This is a genomic window from Epilithonimonas sp. (assembly GCF_032054305.1).
Taxonomy (GTDB): domain Bacteria; phylum Bacteroidota; class Bacteroidia; order Flavobacteriales; family Weeksellaceae; genus Epilithonimonas.
Genome location: NZ_DAMBSX010000002.1, coordinates 211,190 through 234,047, shown reverse-complemented (window position 1 = coordinate 234,047; position 22,858 = coordinate 211,190). Strand labels below are relative to the sequence as shown.

General features: G+C 34.9%; 21 protein-coding genes. 15 read left to right on the top strand and 6 right to left on the bottom strand.

Features of this window, described 5'->3' with window-relative positions:
• Window positions 1–30 precede the first annotated feature (30 nt).
• From RTX21_RS05005 to RTX21_RS04995, 3 genes are read left to right on the top strand one after another with little or no spacing between them, the layout of a single operon-like run.
• The gene (locus RTX21_RS05005; protein WP_312765750.1) at window positions 31–909 is read left to right on the top strand and encodes a lysophospholipid acyltransferase family protein; all 879 of its coding nucleotides are present in this window, start codon (window positions 31–33) and stop codon (window positions 907–909) included.
• Complete coding sequence (locus RTX21_RS05000) at window positions 909–1,889, top strand: glycosyltransferase family 2 protein (protein ID WP_312765749.1); 981 nt, start codon at window positions 909–911, stop codon at window positions 1,887–1,889. The genes RTX21_RS05005 and RTX21_RS05000 overlap by 1 nt, the downstream gene beginning before the upstream one ends.
• 1 nt (window position 1,890) lies before the next feature.
• Window positions 1,891–2,445, top strand: coding sequence for a 3'-5' exonuclease (locus RTX21_RS04995; protein ID WP_312765747.1), 555 nt, complete (start codon window positions 1,891–1,893; stop codon window positions 2,443–2,445).
• Here RTX21_RS04995 and apaG read toward each other — a convergent pair.
• Entirely contained in the window at window positions 2,442–2,825 is a 384-nt protein-coding gene (gene apaG / locus RTX21_RS04990; RefSeq protein WP_312765745.1) for a Co2+/Mg2+ efflux protein ApaG, read from the bottom strand. The two genes, RTX21_RS04995 and apaG, sit on opposite strands and share 4 nt — an antisense overlap.
• A gap of 160 nt (window positions 2,826–2,985) precedes the next feature.
• Here apaG and purB point away from each other — a divergent pair, with 160 nt between their 5' ends.
• From purB to RTX21_RS04945, 9 genes are all read left to right on the top strand, one after another.
• A complete protein-coding gene (purB, locus tag RTX21_RS04985; RefSeq protein ID WP_312765743.1) occupies window positions 2,986–4,413 on the top strand; it encodes an adenylosuccinate lyase in 1,428 nt (475 codons plus the stop codon).
• A 147-nt stretch (window positions 4,414–4,560) separates the two neighbouring features.
• Window positions 4,561–8,256 carry a phosphoribosylformylglycinamidine synthase gene (locus tag RTX21_RS04980; RefSeq protein WP_312765741.1) on the top strand — a complete coding sequence of 1,232 codons (3,696 nt, stop codon included), beginning with the start codon at window positions 4,561–4,563 and terminating at the stop codon, window positions 8,254–8,256.
• 195 nt (window positions 8,257–8,451) lie between these two features.
• Window positions 8,452–9,279: a GLPGLI family protein gene (locus tag RTX21_RS04975; RefSeq protein WP_312765739.1), complete on the top strand. Its 828-nt coding sequence runs from the start codon at window positions 8,452–8,454 to the stop codon at window positions 9,277–9,279.
• A gap of 95 nt (window positions 9,280–9,374) precedes the next feature.
• A complete protein-coding gene (locus RTX21_RS04970; RefSeq protein WP_312765737.1) occupies window positions 9,375–9,947 on the top strand; it encodes an RNA polymerase sigma factor in 573 nt (190 codons plus the stop codon).
• On the top strand, window positions 9,931–10,776 hold the full coding sequence (locus RTX21_RS04965) for a HEAT repeat domain-containing protein (protein WP_312765735.1): 846 nt from the start codon (window positions 9,931–9,933) through the stop codon (window positions 10,774–10,776). Before RTX21_RS04970 ends, RTX21_RS04965 begins: the two co-directional genes overlap by 17 nt.
• A gap of 48 nt (window positions 10,777–10,824) precedes the next feature.
• Window positions 10,825–11,613, top strand: coding sequence for a DUF4097 family beta strand repeat-containing protein (locus tag RTX21_RS04960; RefSeq protein ID WP_312765734.1), 789 nt, complete (start codon window positions 10,825–10,827; stop codon window positions 11,611–11,613).
• Window positions 11,610–12,332, top strand: coding sequence for a hypothetical protein (locus RTX21_RS04955; protein ID WP_312765733.1), 723 nt, complete (start codon window positions 11,610–11,612; stop codon window positions 12,330–12,332). The genes RTX21_RS04960 and RTX21_RS04955 overlap by 4 nt, the downstream gene beginning before the upstream one ends.
• A 15-nt stretch (window positions 12,333–12,347) precedes the next feature.
• A complete protein-coding gene (locus tag RTX21_RS04950) occupies window positions 12,348–12,731 on the top strand; it encodes a ribonuclease inhibitor (RefSeq protein ID WP_312765732.1) in 384 nt (127 codons plus the stop codon).
• 27 nt (window positions 12,732–12,758) lie between these two features.
• Window positions 12,759–13,385 (top strand): GDSL-type esterase/lipase family protein, encoded by a 627-nt coding sequence (locus tag RTX21_RS04945; protein ID WP_312765731.1) that lies wholly within the window; start codon window positions 12,759–12,761, stop codon window positions 13,383–13,385.
• A 54-nt stretch (window positions 13,386–13,439) separates the two neighbouring features.
• Here RTX21_RS04945 and RTX21_RS04940 read toward each other — a convergent pair whose 3' ends face one another.
• The 3 genes from RTX21_RS04940 to recQ all read right to left on the bottom strand — a co-directional run bounded on the left by RTX21_RS04940 (window position 13,440) and on the right by recQ (window position 17,277).
• Window positions 13,440–13,898 (bottom strand): hypothetical protein, encoded by a 459-nt coding sequence (locus RTX21_RS04940; RefSeq protein WP_312765729.1) that lies wholly within the window; start codon window positions 13,896–13,898, stop codon window positions 13,440–13,442.
• A 20-nt stretch (window positions 13,899–13,918) separates the two neighbouring features.
• On the bottom strand, window positions 13,919–14,989 hold the full coding sequence (locus RTX21_RS04935) for a glycosyltransferase (protein WP_312765728.1): 1,071 nt from the start codon (window positions 14,987–14,989) through the stop codon (window positions 13,919–13,921).
• 77 nt (window positions 14,990–15,066) lie between these two features.
• The gene (recQ, locus tag RTX21_RS04930; RefSeq protein WP_312765727.1) at window positions 15,067–17,277 is read right to left on the bottom strand and encodes a DNA helicase RecQ; all 2,211 of its coding nucleotides are present in this window, start codon (window positions 17,275–17,277) and stop codon (window positions 15,067–15,069) included.
• Window positions 17,278–17,464: 187 nt separating this feature from the next.
• Here recQ and RTX21_RS04925 point away from each other — a divergent pair, with 187 nt between their 5' ends.
• Together RTX21_RS04925 and tatC are read left to right on the top strand one after the other, a co-directional pair.
• Complete coding sequence (locus tag RTX21_RS04925; RefSeq protein ID WP_312765726.1) at window positions 17,465–18,424, top strand: KpsF/GutQ family sugar-phosphate isomerase; 960 nt, start codon at window positions 17,465–17,467, stop codon at window positions 18,422–18,424.
• A 36-nt stretch (window positions 18,425–18,460) separates the two neighbouring features.
• A complete protein-coding gene (tatC, locus tag RTX21_RS04920) occupies window positions 18,461–19,279 on the top strand; it encodes a twin-arginine translocase subunit TatC (RefSeq protein WP_312765725.1) in 819 nt (272 codons plus the stop codon).
• A gap of 47 nt (window positions 19,280–19,326) precedes the next feature.
• Here tatC and RTX21_RS04915 read toward each other — a convergent pair whose 3' ends face one another.
• Window positions 19,327–19,899, bottom strand: a complete 573-nt coding sequence (locus tag RTX21_RS04915) for a Crp/Fnr family transcriptional regulator (protein WP_312765723.1) — start codon at window positions 19,897–19,899, stop codon at window positions 19,327–19,329.
• A 65-nt stretch (window positions 19,900–19,964) separates the two neighbouring features.
• Entirely contained in the window at window positions 19,965–20,462 is a 498-nt protein-coding gene (gene tpx / locus RTX21_RS04910) for a thiol peroxidase (protein WP_312765721.1), read from the bottom strand.
• Between the two features lie 167 nt (window positions 20,463–20,629).
• Between tpx and RTX21_RS04905 the strand changes: the two genes are divergently transcribed.
• Window positions 20,630–22,849, top strand: coding sequence for an NADP-dependent isocitrate dehydrogenase (locus tag RTX21_RS04905; RefSeq protein WP_312765720.1), 2,220 nt, complete (start codon window positions 20,630–20,632; stop codon window positions 22,847–22,849).
• Window positions 22,850–22,858 lie beyond the last annotated feature (9 nt).

Sequence of the window (22,858 nt, the reverse complement as noted above, 5' to 3'; positions counted from 1 at the left end):
TTCAGTATATTTGCCAATATTCATTATACATTGAATCAATTTTTATTCGGCATATTATTACTAATTTCCAGATTACCGCTTAGAATATTATATTTATTTTCAGATATAATGTTCTTCGTCAATTATTATATAGTAGGCTACAGAAAGAAAGAAGTTTTGGAAAATCTCAGAAACTCATTCCCTGAAAAATCGGAGAAAGAGATCAATGATATTTCCAAAAAATTCTTCTCCAACTTCTGTGACTATCTTGCCGAGATGCTAAAAGGTTTTACAATTTCCGAAACCGAATCCAGAGTGAGAATGCAACACTTGAATCAGGAGCTCTTTCAACAAGCTAAAGATGAAGGTAAGAATATTATAATGTTATCCGGACATGTTTTTAACTGGGAATGGTTCAATGCCCTTGCAACGCTCATTCCACAAAAAGATTGCCATCCTGTATATCGTAAAATGAGCAGTTCGTTTTGGGAGGAAAAAATCAAATTGATAAGAAATAGGTTTAATAACAAATCTCTCGAAGCTACCGAAGTTATCAAACATATTTTTCGAAATCAGAATGATGGGAATTCAGCTTATATGTTCGTTGCTGATCAAACTCCGAATGTACATTCTGTCAATTATGGACTAAAGTTTCTGAATCAGAAAACGCCCGCTTTCATCGGATATGACAAGTTATCTACGAGAATGGATATGGTCTTCATCTATTGCGAGATGAAAAAAGTTAAACGGGGTTTTTATCAAGTTAACTATCATAGAATTTATCCGGATGGAGAAAAATTTGTAGAGCACGAGGTTGTGAAGAAATTTCATAAGCTTTTGGAGAACACGATTAGGAAAAATCCGGATAACTGGCTTTGGTCACATAGAAGATGGAAATATAAGGATGCTATAAAAACTTACGAAGAGTAATGACAGTCGCAATTGCAATCCTTAATTGGAACGGAAAAAAATGGTTGGAGAAATTCTTACCATCGGTAATAGAACATTCTTCTGAAGCCGAAATATTCGTCATTGATAATGCTTCCACAGATAATTCGGTTCAATTTTTAAAATCTAATTTTTCCTCAGTTAAAATCATTCAAAATCAAGATAATTCAGGTTTTGCAGCTGGTTATAATAAAGGATTGAAATCAATCAATGCAGATATCTATTGTTTATTGAATTCTGATGTAGAAGTTACTGAGAATTGGATTTTTCCAATCATGAAATTATTTTCCGAAGACAAAAACATCGCAGCAATTCAGCCAAAAATTCTGGATTATAATCAAAAGAACAAGTTCGAATTTGCTGGCGCTGGCGGCGGTTTGATAGATAATCTCGGCTATCCGTACTGTAGAGGACGTATTTTTGATGATATCGAATTTGATAATGGGCAATACGACGACGAAACCGAAATCTTTTGGGCTTCCGGTTGTTCATTATTTATCCGTTCAGATGACTTTTGGAATATGACCGGTTTTGACGAAAGATTCTTTGCGCACCAGGAAGAAATTGACCTTTGTTGGAGATTAAAAAACAATGGAAAAAAAATTTATTACACTGGAAAATCCAAAGTTTATCACGTTGGCGGCGGGACACTCAACAAACAAAATCCACAAAAAACCTTTCTCAATTTCAGGAATAACCTAACAATGTTGCTGAAAAACCTTCCGGCATATAAAGCATTTTTCATTTTATTTTTCAGATTAAATCTAGATGGTTATGCTGCTGTCTATTTAGCGTATAAAAATGGATGGCAACATCTTTGTGCAATTTTCAAATCACACATTGGATTCTATTGTCAACTTCCAAAATCGATTCAGCTTAGACAAAAATCTCAAATCGACCCATATTATCAAACAAAATGGTTGATGTTTAAATATTTTTTAGGTTCAAAGAAAAATCAGTAATATGGATTTTATTGCTTTAGATTTTGAAACAGCCACTCATGAAAAAAACTCGGCTTGCGAGTTGGGAATTTGTATTGTTGAAAACGGTCAAATCAAAGAAACCAGATCTTGGCTGATAAAACCACCGTCTTTCCCCTATTTCAATCATCATAATGTAGCTGTTCATGGCATTACTCCGGAAGATGTACAACACTCTCCTACTTTTGCTGATGTTTGGTACGAAGTAGAAAATCTATTGTATGGAAATATAATGATAGCTCACAATGCTGCTTTTGATGCCAATGTTCTAAGAGGTTGTCTTGAACACTATGGCTTTTTTAAACCTAATATCAACTATCTATGCAGTATTGGTGTAGCGAAAAAAGCGTGGAAAAATCTTAAAAGCTATGGTCTGAAAAATATTGCTGAACAACATCAGATCAAATTTAATCATCATCGCGCAGATGCTGATGCAGAAGTTTGCGCTAAAATTTCACTTTTAAGCTTCGAGAGATTAATGATCACAAATAATGAAGAGGTTAAAGAAGTTTTTAGTAAAAGAATCAAGATTCTTTAATTACTCAAAACTTCTGAAACCAAATTGAATTTCGGAATTGTAACATCAAATGTTTCGTGATTAGCATTCTCAAAAATATAGAAGCCTTCCATGTTTCCAACACCTGATTTCACAATTACATTAGAAAAATAATTAAATTTTTCACCACTTTCAATGACAGGAGTCAATCCAATAACACCAGCCCCTTCAACTTCTGTAAAACCAAACCCAAGATCATAGATCATCCATTTTCTGGAAAGTAATTTCACAGGAAAATTGCTAAGATTTTGAATCTCAATATTATACCGGAAAACATATCGATTCTCAGAAGGATAACTGTTATGGTTATCATATTCTGTCGTTACACTGACTTTGATTTCTGATGTAATTTTTGAGACCATTTCTATTAGATTTAGATTGAGAAATACAAATATCCCGCCGAATTTTTGATTCAAAAATAAAGATTTGGTTAAATCTTTAATCCAATTTTTATTTAGATTTTATTCAATCGGTTAATTTCCTTAAATTTGTGAATCTAATAAAAAGAAAGTAAAAAAAGAAATGAATTCCTACAAAAACCCATTGGAAGAGCGCTATTCCAGTGAAGAAATGTTGTTTAATTTCTCGCATAACAACAAGTTCCAGAATTGGAGAAAACTTTGGTTAGCCCTTGCTGAGATTGAAAAAGATCTTGGCCTTGATATCACAGACGAGCAGATCGCGGAGCTGAAAGCCAACGTAGAAAATATCGATTACCAGATTGCAGCAGAATATGAGAAGAAATTCCGTCATGATGTGATGGCTCACGTTCACGCTTATGGTGATGTGGCGCCTTCTGCAAAAGGAATTATTCACTTGGGAGCAACTTCGGCGTTTGTAGGAGATAATACAGATTTAATTCAAATTCGTGACGGACTTTTAATTTTAAAGAAAAAGTTGGTGAACGTGATGAAAAATCTTTCTGGTTTTGCCATTCAGTACAAAGATTTGCCGACTTTAGGATTCACACACTTCCAACCGGCTCAGTTAACGACTGTTGGAAAAAGAGCTACACTTTGGTTACAAAGTTTAGTTCTTGACATCGAGGAATTGGATTTCTTCTTAGAAACATTAAGATTCAGAGGAGTGAAGGGAACAACAGGAACCGCTGCGAGTTTCCTTGAACTTTTTAATGGAGATTATTCTAAGGTCAAGCATTTGGATAAAGAATTATCAAAAAGATTCGGTTTTGAAAAAGTTTTCGGAGTTTCCGGACAAACTTATGACAGAAAAATCGATGCTAAGGTTGTAGCTTTATTAGGAAATATTGCTCAGTCTGCACATAAATTTACAAACGATTTACGTTTACTTCAAAACTTAAAAGAAATTGAAGAACCATTCGAGAAAAACCAGATTGGTTCATCTGCAATGGCTTACAAGCGTAATCCAATGAGAAGCGAAAGAATCGGAGCATTGGCAAAATACGTAATGTCTTTAACGACAAGTTCTGCAATGGTAGCTTCAACACAATGGTTTGAAAGAACTTTGGATGATTCTGCAAACAAAAGATTGACGATTCCTCAGGCATTTTTAGCTGTTGATGCAATTCTATTAATTTGGAATAATATCATGAACGGAATCGTTGTTTATCCGAACAGAATCAATAAACATATTATGGAAGAATTGCCTTTTATGGCAACTGAATACATTATTATGGAGGAAGTAAAAGCTGGTGGTGACCGTCAGGAAATTCATGAGGTGATCAGAGTTCATTCTATGGAAGCTTCCAAAAAAGTGAAAGAAGAAGGAAAAGAAAATGATTTGATCGAAAGAATTTTGAATGATGATTCTTTAAAATTGGATAAATCAAAATTAAAAGAAGTTCTCGACCCGAAAAATTTCATCGGTTTTGCGCCAATCCAGACAGAAGAGTTCATTGCGAATGAAGTTCAGCCGATTATTGATGCTAATCAGGATTTGATTGGCTTGAAAGCGGACCTTAAAGTATAATAACTATGCAGTCTTTTTGGGCTGCATATTTTATTTGAAGTAAAAAGCTCTGTTTGTCATTCCGTAGGAATCTATGCTAAAAATAAAACAGGTTCTTATATGACAAATTTTAAATTAAAAATAAATCTAATAAATATCTGACATCTAATGTCTCAAAACAAAAGAATTTTCGTAGAAAAAAGAGGAATTTTCGATGTAGAAAGTCCAAAAATTTTTGATGAAGTAAAAGCGGTTGTTCCGTCGATCCAAAGCGTAAAAGTGTATAACGTTTACGATATTTTTGGATTAAACGATGGCGAATTCGAAAAAGTGGTCAACAGTACTTTTGTAGATCCGGTTACTGATATTTTAATCGAAGAAAATCCTGCAAAAGGAACTCATTTCGCATTAGAATTCTTGCCTGGTCAATACGATCAGCGTGCAGATTCTGCTCAACAATGTATAGCTTTACTGACTGGAAATGAGAGGTCTAAAGTAAGAAGCGGAAAGCTAATCGAATTTGAAGGCGTTTCCGAATCTGATTTAGTTAAAATCAAAGACCTTCTAATCAATAAAGTAGAATCTCAGGAAAAAGATTTATCAACTTTAAATATTCCGGCGGAAGAAACCCCGTCAAAAGTTTTAACTCACGAGAATTTTATTAATTGGAATACTGAAGAACTGATTAACTTCTATAATAATCACGGTTTTGCTTTAGGGTTGGATGATTTGAAATTCATTCAGGAATATTTTAAATCGGAAAAGAGAAATCCTACGGAAACTGAACTTAAAGTTTTAGACACGTATTGGAGCGACCACTGTCGTCACACAACATTTGAAACAGAATTGTCAAATATTGAATTTGAAGGACAGTTTAAACATACTTTGGAAACGATTTTCAATGATTATATCGAAAAAAGAAAATTCTTAGGACGCGAACTAAAACCAATCTCTTTAATGGATCTGGCGACAGTTTGCGGAAGATATTTCCACAAAACAGGCAATCTGGAGAACTTGGTGGTTTCAGATGAAATCAACGCTTGTACGATTCAGATCGAAGCTGAATACGACGGTAAAAAAGAACCTTGGTATTTATTATTTAAAAATGAAACACACAATCACCCGACAGAAATCGAGCCTTTTGGTGGAGCTTCAACTTGTTTAGGTGGAGCAATCAGAGATCCTTTGTCTGGGCGTTCTTTTGTTTTTCAGGCGATGAGATTGACGGGCGCTGCTGATGTTTTGGAATCAGTTGACCAAACTTTGTCGGGGAAATTACCTCAAAAAACAATCACAAAACAGGCTGCAAACGGATATTCTTCTTATGGTAACCAAATTGGTTTGGCGACTACAATGGTTTCCGAAATCTATGATAAAGGCTACAAAGCAAAAAGAATGGAAGTCGGTTTCGTTGCCGGAGCCGTTCCTGTGGATTGGGTAAGACGTGAAAAGCCTGAAGCTGGTGATTCTATCATTATTTTAGGTGGTGCAACCGGTCGTGATGGTGTTGGTGGAGCAAGCGGAAGTTCAAAAGAACAGGACGAAACTTCTATCCATACGATGAGTTCTGAAGTTCAGAAAGGAAATGCCGTTGAAGAGCGTAAAATCCAAAGATTATTTAGAAATCCTGAAGTAACGAGATTAATTAAAAAATCAAATGACTTCGGAGCGGGGGGAGTTTCTGTAGCCATCGGTGAAATCGCTGACTCTTTGGAAGTTAATCTGGATGTTTTACCTTTAAAATATGAAGGTTTGAACGGAACCGAGCTTGCTATTTCCGAATCTCAGGAAAGAATGGCAGTTGTGGTTGAGCCAAAAGATAAAGAAAAATTCATCAAATTCTGTGAAGCTGAAAATATTGTGGCTGTTGAAGTTGCGAAAGTGACAGATTCCGGAAGAATGCAGATGTTTTGGAAAGGCGATAAAATTGTTGACCTTTCAAGAGAATTCCTCGATACGAATGGTTGTTCAAAAAGTCAGGAAGTTAAAATTACTCATCTTAATGAAGTAAAAGAAGAAACTCCGACATTTAATGAAGAGAATTTCTTAAAAATCTTATCCGATAAAAATGTAGCTTCTCAAAAAGGTTTGTTGGAAATGTTCGATTCATCGATTGGTGCGACTACGGTTGCGATGCCTTTAGGTGGAAAATATCAGCAGACTTTAATGGAAGGAAGCGTTCAGACATTGCCAATTATCGGAGCAAAAAATATCGAAACAGTTTCTTTGGCGAGTTGGGGATTCGATGCGGAAATTTCTAAGCAGAATTCTTTGTTGGGATCTTCTTACGCAGTCGTAGAAAGTGTTGCGAAGATCGTTGCAATGGGTGGCGATTACAAAAATATCAGATTCAGTTTCCAGGAATATTTTGAGAAATTAGGTCAGAATCCTGAAAAATGGGGTAAACCTTTGGCGTCATTGTTGGGAGCTTATGATGCTCAAATTAATTTCGGTTTAGCAGCAATCGGAGGAAAAGATTCAATGAGTGGAACTTATCAGGATTTGAATGTTCCGCCAACTTTGATTTCTTTTGCTTGTGCTAACGGAGAAAAATCAAACATTATCTCTCCTGAATTTAAGAATGCAGGAAATAAAGTTTATTTCTTCAATCATATCGCTCAGGAAAACGGACTTCCGAATTACGATGCTTTAAAAATGGTTTATGAATTAATTTTCGAAAATATCAAAGCAGGAAAAATCGTTTCAGTTAAAACGGTTAAAGAAGGTGGAGTTTCAGTAGCATTGGCTAAAATGAGCTTCGGAAACAGATTAGGTGCAGAAATTACAGTTGATGAAACTGCTTTATTAGCTAAAAATATCGGAAGCTTAATTATTGAATCTAAAGAAGAATTAAGTTCTGTAAACCTTCAGTTAATCGGAGAAGTTAATAATTCAAATGTTATTAAAATTAATGATGTTGAATTCTCAATCGAGAAACTTCTATCAGCTAATACAAACACCTTTGAAAATCTTTTCCCAACGGTTGAAAAAGAAAAAATTACGGTTGCGATTGATGAGAAATTAAATTCAATTAACCCAAGAAATATCATTATTAAAAAACACGGAATCGCTCAGCCAAAAGTATTCGCGCCGGTTTTCCCGGGAACAAACTGTGAGTACGATACGTTGAATGCTTTCGCGAAAGAAGGTGCAATTGTTAGCAGTTTGCCATTAATCAACATCAATCACCTGTTGTTGGATGAAAGTATTGATGCGTGGGTGGAAGAAATTAAAACTTCTCAAATTTTGGCTTTCTCAGGAGGTTTCTCAGCAGGTGACGAGCCGGACGGTTCTGCAAAATTCATTGTTAACGTTTTGAAGAATGAAAAGATGAGAAATGCCGTTCACGAATTGCTTGACAGAGACGGAATGATTATCGGTATTTGTAATGGTTTCCAAGCGTTGGTTAAATCAGGATTACTGCCTTACGGAAGAATCAAAGATTTGGACGAAAACTCTCCTACTTTGGCTCACAATGCAATCAGAAGACACATTTCTCAAATGGTGAATGTGAAAGTTGTGAATGACGAATCGCCTTGGTTAAAAGGAATGAAAGGACAAGTTTTCACAATTCCGATTTCTCACGGTGAAGGTCGTTTTATGGCTTCGGAAGCGGAAATTCAGAAGTTGTATGAAAACGGACAGATTGCAACGCAATATTTAGATTTAGAAGGAAACATCGCTCACGGAATGCCGTTCAATCCAAATAATTCATTGTTCGGAATAGAAGGTGTTACTAGCCCAGACGGAAAGATTTTCGGAAGAATGGGACATCCAGAACGTTTTGCAGAAGGATTGTTTAAAAATATTCCAACAGCAAATTACCACAACATCTTCAAAAACGGAGTCGAATATTTTAAATAAGTCTTAAGTTTAGTTATTCAAATAACAATAAAAAAAAATGACTGTCAGAAATGGCAGTCATTTTCCTTTTTCATATAAACAAGTTGCAATTATTAAAAAAATCAGAAAAAATATAAAAATCTGCAACATTTGGAATTGGTTTGTGTCTATTAAGTAGTTAGTTGTAATAGTTTACAAAATGCCACTAATTCTATTATGAGAAATCTTATATTTATTTTTACCTTTAGTTTTGGAATCATTTATTCACAAACTCATCGCTTTATTTATGAATTTAAATTTAAGCAAAACCCTAATCAAACTGAGTTTAAAAAAGAAAATATGACTCTGGATATAAATCCTGATAATGTCAAATTTTATAACTATCATTACGTTACAATTGACTCAACCAATATTACAAAAGGACAAAATAGTCAACTTTGGGATACTTCTACTCCCGTTGTTGTTCGAGTAAAAAATTCTAACACCAATAGCAATTACACATTAATCAATGATGTATTTGTTTACAACACGGATGACAGAATAAATTGGAATCTCGAAAAAGAAACCAAAAAATTTGAGAATTATACTTTGCAAAAAGCAACAGCAACTTTTGGTGGGCGACAATGGACAGCTTGGTTTTGTAAAGAAATAAATATTTCTGAAGGACCATATAAATTTCGTGGTTTGCCAGGAGTGATTTTTCAAATATATGATGAACAAAATAATTTTGATTTTACCTTAGTGAAAAGTTTTAAATTGAATTCTACATATAAAACGCCATTTATTGAAAGTTTTTATGGTCAAAAACCAATAAAAACAACCCAAAAAAATATAGAAAAGCTATTGATGAACGAATATAAAGACCCATATCACAAAACTCGTGATGAATTCAAGAAAAATCCTAATGCAACTTTTAGCATTAATGGTGTAGATATAAAAGACATCAGTCAATTTAAAGAATTGACCGAATCAAGACAAAAATATCTTCGGGAACATAACAACCCTATTGAAATTGATAAGGCATTGACATACCCACAAAAATAAAACCTTCCATTAAATCAGAAAAAAATATAAAAAACTGTAACATTTGGAATTGGTTTGCGTCTATTATATAGAACCATAAAAAAACGAATAACTTTTTGAAGACAAAAACAGAAAATATCAGTGACAAAGAATTGTTGGAACGATGCGGTTCCGGAGACAATTCGGGATATTCTCTACTCTATCATCGTTATTCTAAAGCTGTTTTCAATTCCATCTATCGTATCGTCAATGATAGAGAAGATGCAGAGGATATTCTTCAGGAGGTTTTTGTGAAAGCATTTTCTGAAATCAAATCCCTGAATAATGTGGAAAGTTTCGGAGGTTGGATAAAGCGAATCGCTATCAATCAATCGCTCAATTTTCTTCGGAAAAATAAAATCTATTTTACTGAAATTGAAGATGATAAAATATTGGACATAGAAGATGACGAGTTGGAGGCAAAGTTGGCTATGGAATCTCGTGTAAAAGAACTTCAAAATATTATCGCTGAATTTCCTTTGCAAACCAGAACAATTGTTAACCTTTATCTGTTCGAGGATATGCCACAGGAAGAAATAGCAAAAGTTCTAAATATACCACACGGAACGGTAAGAAGCTATTACCATCGTGCTAAAAAGAAAATTTTTGAGAAATTAAATCCAAAACACTATAATGAAAGATTCGCTTAAAAAATATATTAATGACCATCGAGATGAATTTGACAATCTCGAAGCTCCGGATGAAATGTTTGACAAAATAATGTCTAAACTGGAGAGTCCTACTCCATCTGTAGCAAAGACACGTTCAATATTTTCTTTGAAAAATTGGTCTATTGCAGCTTCAGTCACAATTATTTTAAGCGTTGTAATCTTTAATTTAAATCAAGAAAAAGAAATTAATAAAACTTCTTTTGCAACAAAGCAAACTCCGAAAAAAGAAGATGAAACTTTAGATAATATTTCAATTCCTCAAAACCATTCAAACATATCAGAAAATCAAACTGTACTAAAACAAAACGCTGCAAAAGTTCTTGCAAATAAAAGTATTAATCATTTAAAAAAATCAGAAGAAAATCAGGATTTTGTCTCGAATTATAATATTGAGGATAAAAATCATTTTGATAAAACAAACGCAATAGAACTAATGGATAATGAATTTTCTGCCAGTTCCAGATTGCAAGGGATAGCTTTGCTAAAGAATTTATCAGATTATGACACAAAATTAATCGATTTGCTTTTTGAAAAAGCCATCTCAGATGAAAACACGAATGTAAGATTAGCTGCGGTTTCAGCCTTAGAAACACAAAAACAAAATCCGGTTATAACAGATAAAATTCAACAGATTTTTGTTCAACAAAATGACCCAATGGTTCAGAAAGAATTGATTTCTTTTTTGGCTGAAAAGCAATCATCTGAACTCAGTTCTGAAGTTAACACAAAACTTTTAGCACTCGCTAAAGACCCAACAACAGCAAAATTTGTAAAAGATGAAGCCTATGCTGTAATAATGAAATTTTAAAAGCTTTTAAATAAATAAACTCAGTAAATTATTAACAAATTAAACATTATGCAAAAGATATATTTAATCATATTTGCTTTGATGACAGTTTCCTTCCAAGCGCAGGAAAATTCGACAAAAGAAAATACGAAGACATACAAAGTCAATAAAAGCAAAGGAAAATTGCTTGTTAATCTCGGAAAAGTAACGGTTGAAGGTTACAAAGGAAATGAAGTCATTTTCTCTTTGGAAGATAAAGTTCCTGCAGAAGATAAACGTGCAGAAGGACTTCAGGCAATCAATGCTTTAGGACTTGTAGATAACACAGGACTTGGAATCAATGTTTCTGAAAAAGACGGTATTTTGGAAGTTAATCCATTGAAAAAAATCTCAGCTCCATCTATTAAAATATTGGTTCCTGAGAATGTGATTGTTTCCTTCAAACATCAATCTCAATACGGCGGGAAAGTTGTTTTCAAAAATATGCAAAATGAAATCGAAATTGCTGCGACTTACAATAACGTTCAGTTAGAAAACATTACTGGACCTGCAACTGTAAAATCTATCTATGGAAATGTGGAAGCCGTTTTTAGTCAAAATGTGAAAGGTCCTTTATCCATTATTTCGGTTTATGGTCATACGGATGTCACTCTTCCAAAATCCGTAAAAGCAAATCTTAAAGCGACAACTTCTTATGGCGAAATGTATATATCTCCAGATTTTAAAATTGAGCAAGAGAAGAAAACGGAAGATGATTTAGTTCGTTTTGGTAATGACCTTGTCGGAAAAGTGAATGGCGGTGGAACGGATATAGAAGTTCGTTCAGATTACAGTAAAATTTATTTGAGAGCAAAATGAAAAGGCTAATTATTTTTGTAATGGTTTACGTTTTCGGAAGCATTACAGCGCAAACAACGATTAACAAAAGTTTTTCTACGACTAAAAATCAGAACATATCTTTGAAATTCGATTATCCTCAGTTGATTAAAATCAGCACTTGGGACAAAGATGAAGTTCAGATTTCGGGAACTGTCAATATCAATGATAATGAAAACAATGAAGCTTTTCAAATCAAAGAATCAAAAGAAGGAAACGCTCTTGTTATAGAAGGAAATATTTCTGAAATGGATAAAATTCCGCATAGGATAACAGTTCATAAAGGCAATGAGAAATTAACTTTCAAAACCGAAGAAGATTACCAACAATATTGTAAAACCAACGGTGTCACTTTCAACACAATGTCCAATGGCGTTGATATGAATATTGTATTGGAAATCAGGGTTCCGAAATCTCTTAAAACCCAAGTAGAAGCAAAATACGGATTGGTAGAAGTTAAAAATTTTGGTGGAGAAATCAGTGTTAATGCAACTTACGGTGGTATCGATGCTACGATTGCAGAAAAAAATATGGGAAAACTTTCTGCTGAAACTTATTATGGGCAAATCTATTCTAATTTAGAAACCAAATTTGCCGGAAAAGATTCGGATGATTTTCATACCTTAGTTACGACAACATTAGGAAACGGACCACAATACAGTCTTGAATCCAAATATGGGAATATCTATCTGAGGAAATAACATCTGCAACAATCAATGAAAAACGAAATCAATAATAAAAAAATGACTGTCATCAATGGCGGTCATTTTTCAGATTTGGAAGGATTTTATGAAGAGGTTTCTGAACTTTTTATGAAAGATGAAGATTGGAAAGTCGGGACTTTGGATAGTTTTGACGACATTCTTTACGGTGTTGATTTTGATATTACTTGGAAAGATTCTGAGAAATCGAAAGAAGATTTGGGTTTTGATTTGACTAAGGATTTTTACGAAAATAAAATCAAACAAGGAAAACCTTTCAATGTAACATTAATTCAACAAAAACTAGATGATTTTATTGATGGAAATGGACAAACTTTATTCGAAATTTTAACTGAAATTATAGAATCACACAAAAATATTAGACTAATTTTGGATTAGTTTTAATTGTAGAAAATTTAGATAAAAATGAAGAAAATGATGTACGGATTATTCTTCGGTGACAGCATCACTTACGGAGAATACGATGGTGTTTTTGGAGGTTGGGTCGATATCTTGAAACGATATGCTTTGCAAAAATACAATGAAGGAAGCAATGAATTAATTCTCTTCAATCTTGGAATCGGTGGTGAAACAACCGAAGGTCTTTTAAAAAGAATGCCTCACGAAATGGCAGCAAGAAATTCCGCTGATGGAAATATCATTTTTATTGGTTATGGAGCTAATGATTTAGCGGTTAAAGGTGGAAATCAGTTGGTTGATCCGGAACAATTCAAAACTAATATTGAAACTGCTGTTCAACAAGCAAAGCAATATTCCAACGAGATTTATTTGGTGAGTATTCTTCCTTTTTCTGATAAAGTTGATAAGATAATTCAGCCAACTGGGAAAATTAGAGATAATGAAGATGTTTTGGTTTATAATCAGATTCTGACAGATATTGCTTTTGAAAACGCTTTACATTACATAGATTTTTATTCTTCAGTTGTTGTTGATAAAGAAATTCTGCTTTCGGCGGATGGTGTTCATCCTAACGAAAAAGGTTATGGCGTAATGGCTGAGATTGCAATTCCAATCATTGAAAAATATCTTTAACCTAAAACTTAGAGATAGTCGCCTTTGATAAGATTAAAAGAGATTAAAAATACATCAAAGTATCTCTTCAATATTAATGTCTTCTGAATCATATTTCTTATCAATAATCAGAACCATTGAAGTTTGGGAAGTATAAGACCGATTTTCTCCAACAACCTTACGATATTTGATCTCTAGAATATTGCTGTTTTTTCTGATCGAAACTGGCTTCAGTTCTATAGCTTGAGTTGATGGATCTTCGATTTGAGCCACTACAAATTCTTTAGAAAAATCAATTGGTGTCGGTTTGCCGTTCTCTCCCATGGTTGTGGCCATACCAAATACTTTTTTAAATTCCTGTTGGTTCTCAAACTTCGGACTGTCAAGCGCAGCATCGATATTATTTTTCACAAAGTAATTCCTTGCTTCTTTAAAAGGGACTTCTTCATTAAGTGTTGAGTCGCCCGGTCTTACCGATGAATTACAACCTGCTAAAATTAATATTGAAAATAAAATATAAACGTTTTTCATCATAACTTAATTAATTTGAATTTTTAAATATTCCAAAGAAGATTTTCGTATTTATCCATAATAATATCTTTTGAAAATCTGTTTTTGATAGACTCTTTTATGTTTTCTTTGTTATTGCTTTTATATACAGCGTGTTTTATTTTTTCAGCAAAACTATCATGATCCTCTATATTTGCTATTTCACCGTTGATCTGATCTAGAATAATCTCATTAATTCCCCCTTGACAATTATTGGCTAAAGAATAGATACCACAAGCTCCTGCTTCCAAAAGAACATTGGGAAAACCTTCATAACGTGAGGATAGAACAAACAGATCGGCATACTTGAGATACTGGTATGGATTACTCTTCTTACCGTGAAAAATAACGTGGTCTAATCCTAACATCTCTTTCATCTGCAAAAGCATTTCTTTATCTTTTCCGTCACCTAGGATATGAAGCAAGATATTTTGACTCTTTAATCTGGAGAAAACTTTCAAAAGATTATCAAATCCTTTTCTGGCCGAGAGATTTCCTATAGCAACCACATTCTTATGCTGATGAGAAAACTCTATCGGACGTTCCGATATATTTAACTTTTCTTCAATGAAATCAATGTCAACCGGGTTATTTATTTTGATCAATTTCTTCTTCTTTATACCAAAATTTTTGACAAGGTCATATTGCATATCATTGCTCTGTGCAATGATTTTATCATAGCCATTATAGAATTTGTAGAAAAATCTGATCTCTTTTCTGGTAACGTGCTGAGAAACGACATTGGTCTCTCTTGCTATGAATTTGGTTTTAGGAAATAATCTTATAAATAATGACAGGTAAGCATTAACTTCGCCAAAACCGGAAAAAACAATATCGGGTTTTCTGCGTTTGATCTCAAGGAGAATTGGTTTTAGAGAATGTCTGATTCTGGGAGTTTGAATATCAATGATTTCCACATCAGGATTCAAAAAATCAAGATAAGCTCCTTCTTTCCTTAATAAAAGAATTGAAGGAGAGAATTTGTCTCTCGGAAGGTGATTTGCGATCGTTGTAATTATTCGCTCAGCTCCTCCGGTTTCCAGATCGGGTAATATGAAAATGATAGATTTTTTCATATCTCAAAATTACAAAACCGAAATGGTAAATCCTATAAATAAAAATGTCGAAAAAAAATCCGACATTTTATTATATTCTAGTTGGCTACATCACTTATGAATTTGATTCTGAGGATTCTCACTTCTTCATCCGTCAGATCATCACCATATTCTGCAAGCAAAGTTTTCATACTGTCACTTTCAGAATTTTTCATGAAGTCCATAAATTCTTCGACAATATCTTCATCAAAATTTTCATCAATATAATAATCGATATTAAGTTTTGTGCCCTGATAGATGATACTTTCCATTTCAGAAAGAAGGTCCGTCATAGAAAGATGTTTTGCTTTTGCGATATCTTCCAGATCTATTTTCTTATCTGTATTCTGAATGATAAAAACTTTGTGGCTGGATTTGTTTGCCACTTGTTTCATTACCATATCCTGAGTTCTTTCTATATCATTGTCCTCAACATATTTTTTGATAAAATCAGCAAATTCTTTCCCGTATTTTCTCGCTTTACCTTCACCTACACCATAGATCTTTGCCACTTCTTCAACGGTTATCGGATATTGGACAGTCATATCTTCCAAACTTGGATCCATAAAAACCGTATACGGTGGAATCCCGTGTTTTTTGGCTACAGTTCTACGAAGTTCTTTCAATTGCCCAAATAATAACTGATCAAGTCCTCCTCCTGATTGGGTCTGTACTTGTTCACTATCTGCTTTGGATTTGATTTGAGACAAGTCATATTCCCTGTCTTCGGCAATCTGGAAGGTACTTTTAGATTTACCGTCAATGACCTCTTTTCCTTTTTCAGAAAGCTTCAAAACACCATAGGTTTCAATATCTTTTTTCAGATAGTCCTGTACGGTGGCCTGTCTGATAATCGATTTCCAATAATTGTCGCTTTCTGTTTTTCCAAAACCAAAAAAATCAGTTTGTTCCAATTTGTAGGATTTGGTAACAGCAGATTCTTTTCCTGCAATAATGGAGATCAGATCTTTAGTACGGAATTTTTCACCCAAAGACTTGATCATTGTCAAAACTTTTTTCAGGTCTTGTGTCGCATCTTTCAGTTTTGGTGGATTTTGTGAATTGTCGCACATCTTTGCGCCTTCGCCTTTTATCGGGTCGAATTTTTCCCCAAAGTAATAAAGAAGATACTGTCTCCTGCTCATCGATGTTTCGGCGTAGCCAACCACTTCATTCAGCAATTGAAGTCCGATCTCTCTTTCGGAAACAGGTTTTTGAGCTAAAAACTTTTCTAATTTTTCAATATCCTTAGGATCATAAAATGCCAGGCAATAACCTTCGCCTCCGTCTCTGCCTGCACGTCCGGTTTCCTGATAATAACTTTCCAGAGATTTCGGAATATCATAATGGATCACAAATCTAACGTCAGGTTTATCGATTCCCATTCCGAAAGCTATGGTTGCAACAATTACGTCCGCCTCTTCCATTAAGAATTTATCCTGATGGAGAACTCTTGTTTTTTGATCCAGACCTGCGTGGTAAGGTAAGGCGTTAATGCCATTGACCTGCAAAAGCTGAGCAAATTCTTCTACTTTTCTTCGGCTAAGGCAATAGACGATCCCAGATTTCCCTTTATGTTGATTGATGAATTTTACTATCTCTTTATCCACGTTCACTTTTGGACGAATCTCATAGAACAAATTGGCTCTGTTGAAGCTTTCTTTGAAGACAGAAGCATTGTTCATTCCCAAAGTTTTTTGAATATCGTCTTGTACTTTAGGTGTTGCGGTCGCAGTTAAAGCGATGACAGGCACATCGGCAATTTTATCGATAATGCCTTTCAGATTTCTATATTCCGGGCGGAAATCGTGTCCCCATTCCGAGATACAATGCGCTTCGTCAATGGCAACAAAAGAAATTTTGACCTCTTTAAGAAACTCGAGATATTCTTCTTTGATGAGAGATTCCGGAGCAACATACAACAACTTGGTTTTGCCAGCTGTTATATCATCCATAACTTGCTTTGTCTGTGACTTATTGAGAGAAGAATTAAGAACGTGGGCCACACCTTCATCCGATGACAGCCCATTAACAGCGTCAACCTGGTTTTTCATTAATGCAATCAGAGGAGAAACAACGATAGCTGTCCCTTCCGAAATAAGTGCTGGCAGCTGATAACAAAGAGATTTCCCGCCTCCTGTCGGCATCAATACAAACACATCATTATTCGCCAAAAGAGTTTTGATAATCTGTTCCTGCTGTCCCTTGAACTTGGAAAAACCAAAATATTTTTTCAGTTCTGCAGATAAGTTGATGTCTTTTGTGTCCATCCTTAAGATATTGTTTGCTAAATTTGCATTTTGTTGAAAGTTATACGACTAAAGATATAACAAGAAAATCCTTGATTTCAGTGGATAAAAAAATGAAGCCCGAAAACTTCATTCCTTGTTAAAAATATTAGCGTGAAGATACAAAATAAATATTATTTAAAAAAATAATCAAACATTTTTAAAAGTTTTGAATCCAAAAGAAATCATTTCCAATGCCCATCAGGCATTAGATATAGAAATTAACGAATTGCAAAAACTGCGTGACAGATTAAATGACAGCTTTGTCAAAAGCGTTTTGGCGATTAATGAGTCAAAAGGAAAACTGATTGTCGTTGGCATTGGAAAATCTGCGCACGTTGGAAACAAAATTGTTGCAACGCTTAACTCTACAGGAACACCTTCTCAGTTTTTACATGCAGCAGAGGCTATTCACGGAGATTTGGGAGTGATTCAGAAACAGGATATTGTTTTGTGCATTTCATATTCCGGAAATTCTCCGGAGATCGTTAATCTTTTACCGTTTCTGAAAGAGTATTCTTCTGTTTTGATCGGAATGACAGGAAATCCGGAAAGTAAACTTGGAAAAGTGTCTGATATTATTCTGAATACCCACGTTGACAAAGAAGCTTGCCCAAATAAACTGGCACCAACCAGTTCTACAACAGTTCAAATGGCTCTTGGCGATGCTTTGGCGGTTTGTTTGATGGAACTGAAAGGTTTTAAGGATATTGATTTTGCGAAGTTTCATCCTGGTGGAAGTCTTGGTAAAAATCTGACGGCAAAAGTGGAGCAATTTGTTTCTCAGAATAAGCCGGAAGTTTCTCCGGAATCAAGCATCAGAGATGTTATCATATCAGTAAGTGGCTCAAAACACGGGATAACTGTTGTTATTGAAAACGAAACCATTGTCGGCGTGATCACGGACGGAGATATCAGAAGAATGCTCCTTGACCAGGATGATATTTCCAGAGTAAAAGCTTCTGACATCATCAGCAAAAATCCTAAAAGCATCGATAAGGATAATCTCGCAAAAGAAGCCATGCAAATTTTGAAACAATATAATATTGGTCAATTAATCGTTACAAACGGCGGGAAATATTACGGAATCATTGATATCCATACTTTATTGGACGAAGGAATCAATTAAAATCATTCATCAATAATCATTTATCTTTATAAAATAATGAGTGAAGAAAAGGAAATGTCCTTTCTTGGACATATCGGAGAACTAAGAGCACATTTGGTAAGGTCTATTCTCGCAATTGTTATTTTGGCGGTCATTGTCGGCTTCAATATCAATTGGGTAATGGACCATATTTTTTTCGGGCCTACAAGAAATGATTTCTTGACGTTCCGGATTGTGAATCATTTTTCCAGAGAGCTGACGGGCAATGACAGTTTTGTTTTACCGGCACAGTTCAGTGTTCAGCAGAAGCAGTTGTTTCAACAGTTCAATGTCATGATGGCGGTTTCTATTTTCTCAGGATTGGTTTTAGCTTTTCCTTACATCGTTTGGGAAATTTGGAAATTCATAAGTCCGGCATTGATGCCTAAAGAAAAAAAGAATTCTATTTTCTATATTAATTCTATTTGGATCCTCTTTATGTGCGGTGTTTTGACGGGCTATTTTCTGATATTGCCATTCGCGATCAATTTCGGATTGTTGTTCAAAGTTTCGGATAATATCGTTCAGCTTTTCGATCTGTCAGATTATACTACTCTATTCTTACAGGTCACTCTTGGGATGGGTGTTGTGTTTCTATTTCCAATTGCTGTTTATATTTTGACATCAATTGGAATACTGACACCAAAATTCCTCAGAACTTACAGACGACACGCTATTGTTCTGATAATGGTGGTTGCAGCGATCATTACACCTGCTGACGTTCTAAGTATGATGGCAGCAGCCCTCCCACTGGTCATACTTTATGAAATAAGTGTTCTGATGTCAAACTTTATTTATAAAAAAATTCAAAGGCAAAATCTGAAAAACGGAAATTAACTCAGATATAAAATAAAAAATCAGCAGTTATATTGCTGATTTTTTTGTTATCCTTTCACAATCTCTTTTCTGATCCTGCTGAGAGATGTATCCGTAATTCCCAGATAAGAAGCTATGTTTTTAAGTGGCACAAATTTCAGGGCATCAGGTTTTTCCTGAATTAAGTCCAGATAACGCTCTGTTGCTGATTTGGTTATCATCTCAACAGAACGATTTTTGAGATAGAATAATTGATAAGACATCCACGCTCTTCCCCATTCCGTAAGTGCGGGAATTGTCAAAAATAATTCCTGAAAATCATCATAATTTATTTTCCAAACAGTACAATCTGTCTCCGCCTGAATGTTTTCTATCGACGGAATTCTCTGAAAAATAGATGAGGCTTCTATAATAATATCAAATTCTGTAAAGAAATTGATCGTGATATCATTATTATCAATGTCAAAAACGAATGATCGCGCAACGCCCGTTTCTAAAACGAAATATTCATTCGAAACTTCATTTTCTTTTAGGAAAAATTCGCCTTTCTTGAAATGTAATTTTTCATGCTTTTCGAAGATAAGATTAAGGTCTTCTTCAGAAAATGCGGGATGCTGATAGATACTTTTTAATATGTCCATAAAATAAAAACGGAAAATCTAAAATAATAGATTTCCCGTTATAAAAGAATAATTTTATTCAGAAATTATTTCAAAGCGTTTACAGCTTCTGTATAATTTGGTTCTTGTCCAATTTCCGGAACTTGTTCTGTGTAAATTACAGTGCCTGACTCATCCAAAACTACAACTGCTCTACTTAGCAAACCTCTCAATGGAGAATCGTCCAAAGTCACACCATAATCTTCTCCAAAATTCCCCCTGAAATCTGACAATACTTCTACATTGTCAAGACCTTCTGCTGCGCAAAATCTATTCAATGCAAAAGGTAGATCTCTGGAAACGTTGATGACAACGGTATTTTCCAAAGAACTTGCTTCTTTGTTGAATTCTCTTGCAGATGCAGCGCAAACGCCTGTGTCGATGCTTGGGAAGATATTCAGTAATACTTTTTTTCCGGTATAATCAGCCAAATGCTTTTCTGATAGATCAGCTCCGACTAATGTGAATTCCTGAGCGATAGTTCCAACTTCCGGCAAAGTCCCAACTGTATTGATAGGATTTCCTTTGAATGTAATTTGTGACATTGTTTTATATTTTCTTCAAAGTTAATCTTTAGATTTTTTTTAATCAAAAATTAATTAAGATTTTAATAAACTTTTAACTTGATATGTTATAAATCACTATTCAAATTTAACAAAAATCCCTAAATTTGTATGTTTTGAAAAAACAGTAAATAAAATCAAATACTATAATGTCAGAAAAATCAAAAATTATCTACACGCTTACGGATGAAGCGCCGATGTTGGCAACACATTCTTTTTTGCCTATCGTTCAGGCTTTCACTTCTGTTGCAGATGTTAACATCGTTCCAAAAGACATTTCACTTTCAGGCAGAATCCTGGCCAACTTTCCAGAGTTTTTGAATGATGACCAAAAGATTGGAGATGCTTTAGCAGAATTGGGCGAAATGGCGACAACTCCCGATGCAAACATTATTAAATTACCCAATATCTCTGCATCTGCTCCTCAATTAGAAGAAGCAATTGCAGAATTACAAGCTAAAGGTTTCGCAGTTCCAAACTATCCTGCTGAACCAAAAAATGATGAGGAAAAAGCAATCAAAGCTAAATATGCAAAAGTTCTTGGTTCTGCAGTGAATCCTGTTCTAAGAGAAGGAAACTCTGACAGACGTGCACCGAAAGCAGTTAAAAATTATGCTAAAGCAAACCCTCACAAAATGGGCGCTTGGGCATCTGACAGCAAAACCGACGTGGCCCATATGAACAGCGGCGATTTCTACGGGACTGAAACTTCTACGACTGTTGAAAACGATTCTAAATTCAGAATTGTATTCTTCGGGAATGATGGTTCTCAAAAAGTTCTGAAAGATTTCGCAAACCTTAAAGCTGGAGAAGTAATTGATTCTTCTGTAATGAATCTCAATTCATTGAAAGCGTTTGTACAAACTGCAATCGATGAAGCAAAACAAAGAGGCGTAATCCTTTCGGCGCATTTGAAAGCAACGATGATGAAAATCTCCGATCCAATTATCTTCGGAGCAATTGTTGAGACTTTTTTCAAAGATGTTTTCTCTAAATATGCTGAGATTTTCAAATCTCTAGACATCAATCCAAACAACGGATTGCAAAATCTTTACGATAAAATCGCTGGAATCCCTCAGGAAGCAGAAATCAAAGCTGATATCGACAAAGTTCTTTCTGAAGGTCCAAAAGTAGCAATGGTAAATTCCGACAAAGGCATCACGAATTTCCACGTCCCTTCTGACATCATCGTTGATGCGTCTATGGCAGCATTGATCAGAAATGGCGGAAAAATGTGGGACAAAGCTGGTGCAGAAGATGATACAGTTGCAATTATTCCAGACCGTTCATACGCAGGTTTTTATCAAGCTGCAATCGATGATATGAAGAAAAACGGAGCACTTGACCCAACAACAATGGGTTCTGTTCCGAATGTTGGTTTGATGGCTCAAAAAGCCGAAGAATATGGTTCTCACGATAAAACTTTCCAAGCTGAGACGGACGGAACTATCAAAGTTCTTGACGAAAATGGAAATACTTTACTTGAGCAAAAAGTGGAGAAATCTGACATCTTCAGAATGTGTCAAACCAAGGATGCACCAATTCAGGATTGGGTAAAATTGGCTGTAAACAGAGCTAGATTGTCTGAAACTCCTGCGATTTTTTGGCTAGACCAAGCAAGAGCGCACGACAGAGAAATGATTAAAAAGGTTAATAAATATTTGGCTGACCACGACACAACCGGATTAGATATCAAAATCCTTGATGTGAAAGATGCGATGACCGAAACTTTGCAAAGAGCAAGAGAAGGCAAAGACACCATTTCTGTTTCTGGAAACGTGTTGAGAGATTATTTGACCGACCTTTTCCCTATTTTAGAACTAGGAACTTCTGCGAAAATGTTGTCAATCGTCCCATTGATGAACGGTGGCGGATTGTTCGAAACAGGAGCTGGGGGTTCTGCGCCGAAACACATCGAACAGTTTATCGAAGAAGGTTATTTGAGATGGGATTCTCTTGGTGAATTCCTGGCGTTGCAAGCTTCTTTAGAGCATTTGGCACAAACACAAGACAATACAAAAGCTCAAATCTTAGCTGATGCCTTGGATGAGGCAAACGCAAAATTCCTGGCAGAAGACAAATCTCCAGGAAGAAAATTAGGTACAATTGATAACAGAGGTTCACATTTCTATTTGGCAACTTATTGGGCGGAAGCTTTAGCAAACCAAACTAAAGATGCTGACATCGCTGCGAAATTTGCGCCTGTTGCAAAAGCTTTGACAGAGAACGAAAGCAAAATCAATGAAGAATTGATTGGTTCTCAAGGTAAAGCTCAGGAAATCGATGGTTATTACAGACCAGATTTCGAGAAAACTGACAAAGCGATGAGACCTTCTGAAACTTTGAATAAGATTTTGAAAGAAATTTAATAGAATCCT

Coding starts and splice junctions, on each gene's coding strand:
- RTX21_RS05000 (WP_312765749.1), top strand. CDS start 909: ATGACAGTCGCAATTGCAATCCTTAATTGGAACGGAAAAAAATGGTTG.
- RTX21_RS04995 (WP_312765747.1), top strand. CDS start 1,891: ATGGATTTTATTGCTTTAGATTTTGAAACAGCCACTCATGAAAAAAAC.
- apaG (WP_312765745.1), bottom strand. CDS start 2,825: ATGGTCTCAAAAATTACATCAGAAATCAAAGTCAGTGTAACGACAGAA.
- purB (WP_312765743.1), top strand. CDS start 2,986: ATGAATTCCTACAAAAACCCATTGGAAGAGCGCTATTCCAGTGAAGAA.
- RTX21_RS04980 (WP_312765741.1), top strand. CDS start 4,561: ATGTCTCAAAACAAAAGAATTTTCGTAGAAAAAAGAGGAATTTTCGAT.
- RTX21_RS04975 (WP_312765739.1), top strand. CDS start 8,452: ATGAGAAATCTTATATTTATTTTTACCTTTAGTTTTGGAATCATTTAT.
- RTX21_RS04965 (WP_312765735.1), top strand. CDS start 9,931: ATGAAAGATTCGCTTAAAAAATATATTAATGACCATCGAGATGAATTT.
- RTX21_RS04960 (WP_312765734.1), top strand. CDS start 10,825: ATGCAAAAGATATATTTAATCATATTTGCTTTGATGACAGTTTCCTTC.
- RTX21_RS04955 (WP_312765733.1), top strand. CDS start 11,610: ATGAAAAGGCTAATTATTTTTGTAATGGTTTACGTTTTCGGAAGCATT.
- RTX21_RS04950 (WP_312765732.1), top strand. CDS start 12,348: ATGAAAAACGAAATCAATAATAAAAAAATGACTGTCATCAATGGCGGT.
- RTX21_RS04945 (WP_312765731.1), top strand. CDS start 12,759: ATGAAGAAAATGATGTACGGATTATTCTTCGGTGACAGCATCACTTAC.
- RTX21_RS04940 (WP_312765729.1), bottom strand. CDS start 13,898: ATGATGAAAAACGTTTATATTTTATTTTCAATATTAATTTTAGCAGGT.
- RTX21_RS04935 (WP_312765728.1), bottom strand. CDS start 14,989: ATGAAAAAATCTATCATTTTCATATTACCCGATCTGGAAACCGGAGGA.
- recQ (WP_312765727.1), bottom strand. CDS start 17,277: ATGGACACAAAAGACATCAACTTATCTGCAGAACTGAAAAAATATTTT.
- tatC (WP_312765725.1), top strand. CDS start 18,461: ATGAGTGAAGAAAAGGAAATGTCCTTTCTTGGACATATCGGAGAACTA.
- RTX21_RS04915 (WP_312765723.1), bottom strand. CDS start 19,899: ATGGACATATTAAAAAGTATCTATCAGCATCCCGCATTTTCTGAAGAA.
- tpx (WP_312765721.1), bottom strand. CDS start 20,462: ATGTCACAAATTACATTCAAAGGAAATCCTATCAATACAGTTGGGACT.
- RTX21_RS04905 (WP_312765720.1), top strand. CDS start 20,630: ATGTCAGAAAAATCAAAAATTATCTACACGCTTACGGATGAAGCGCCG.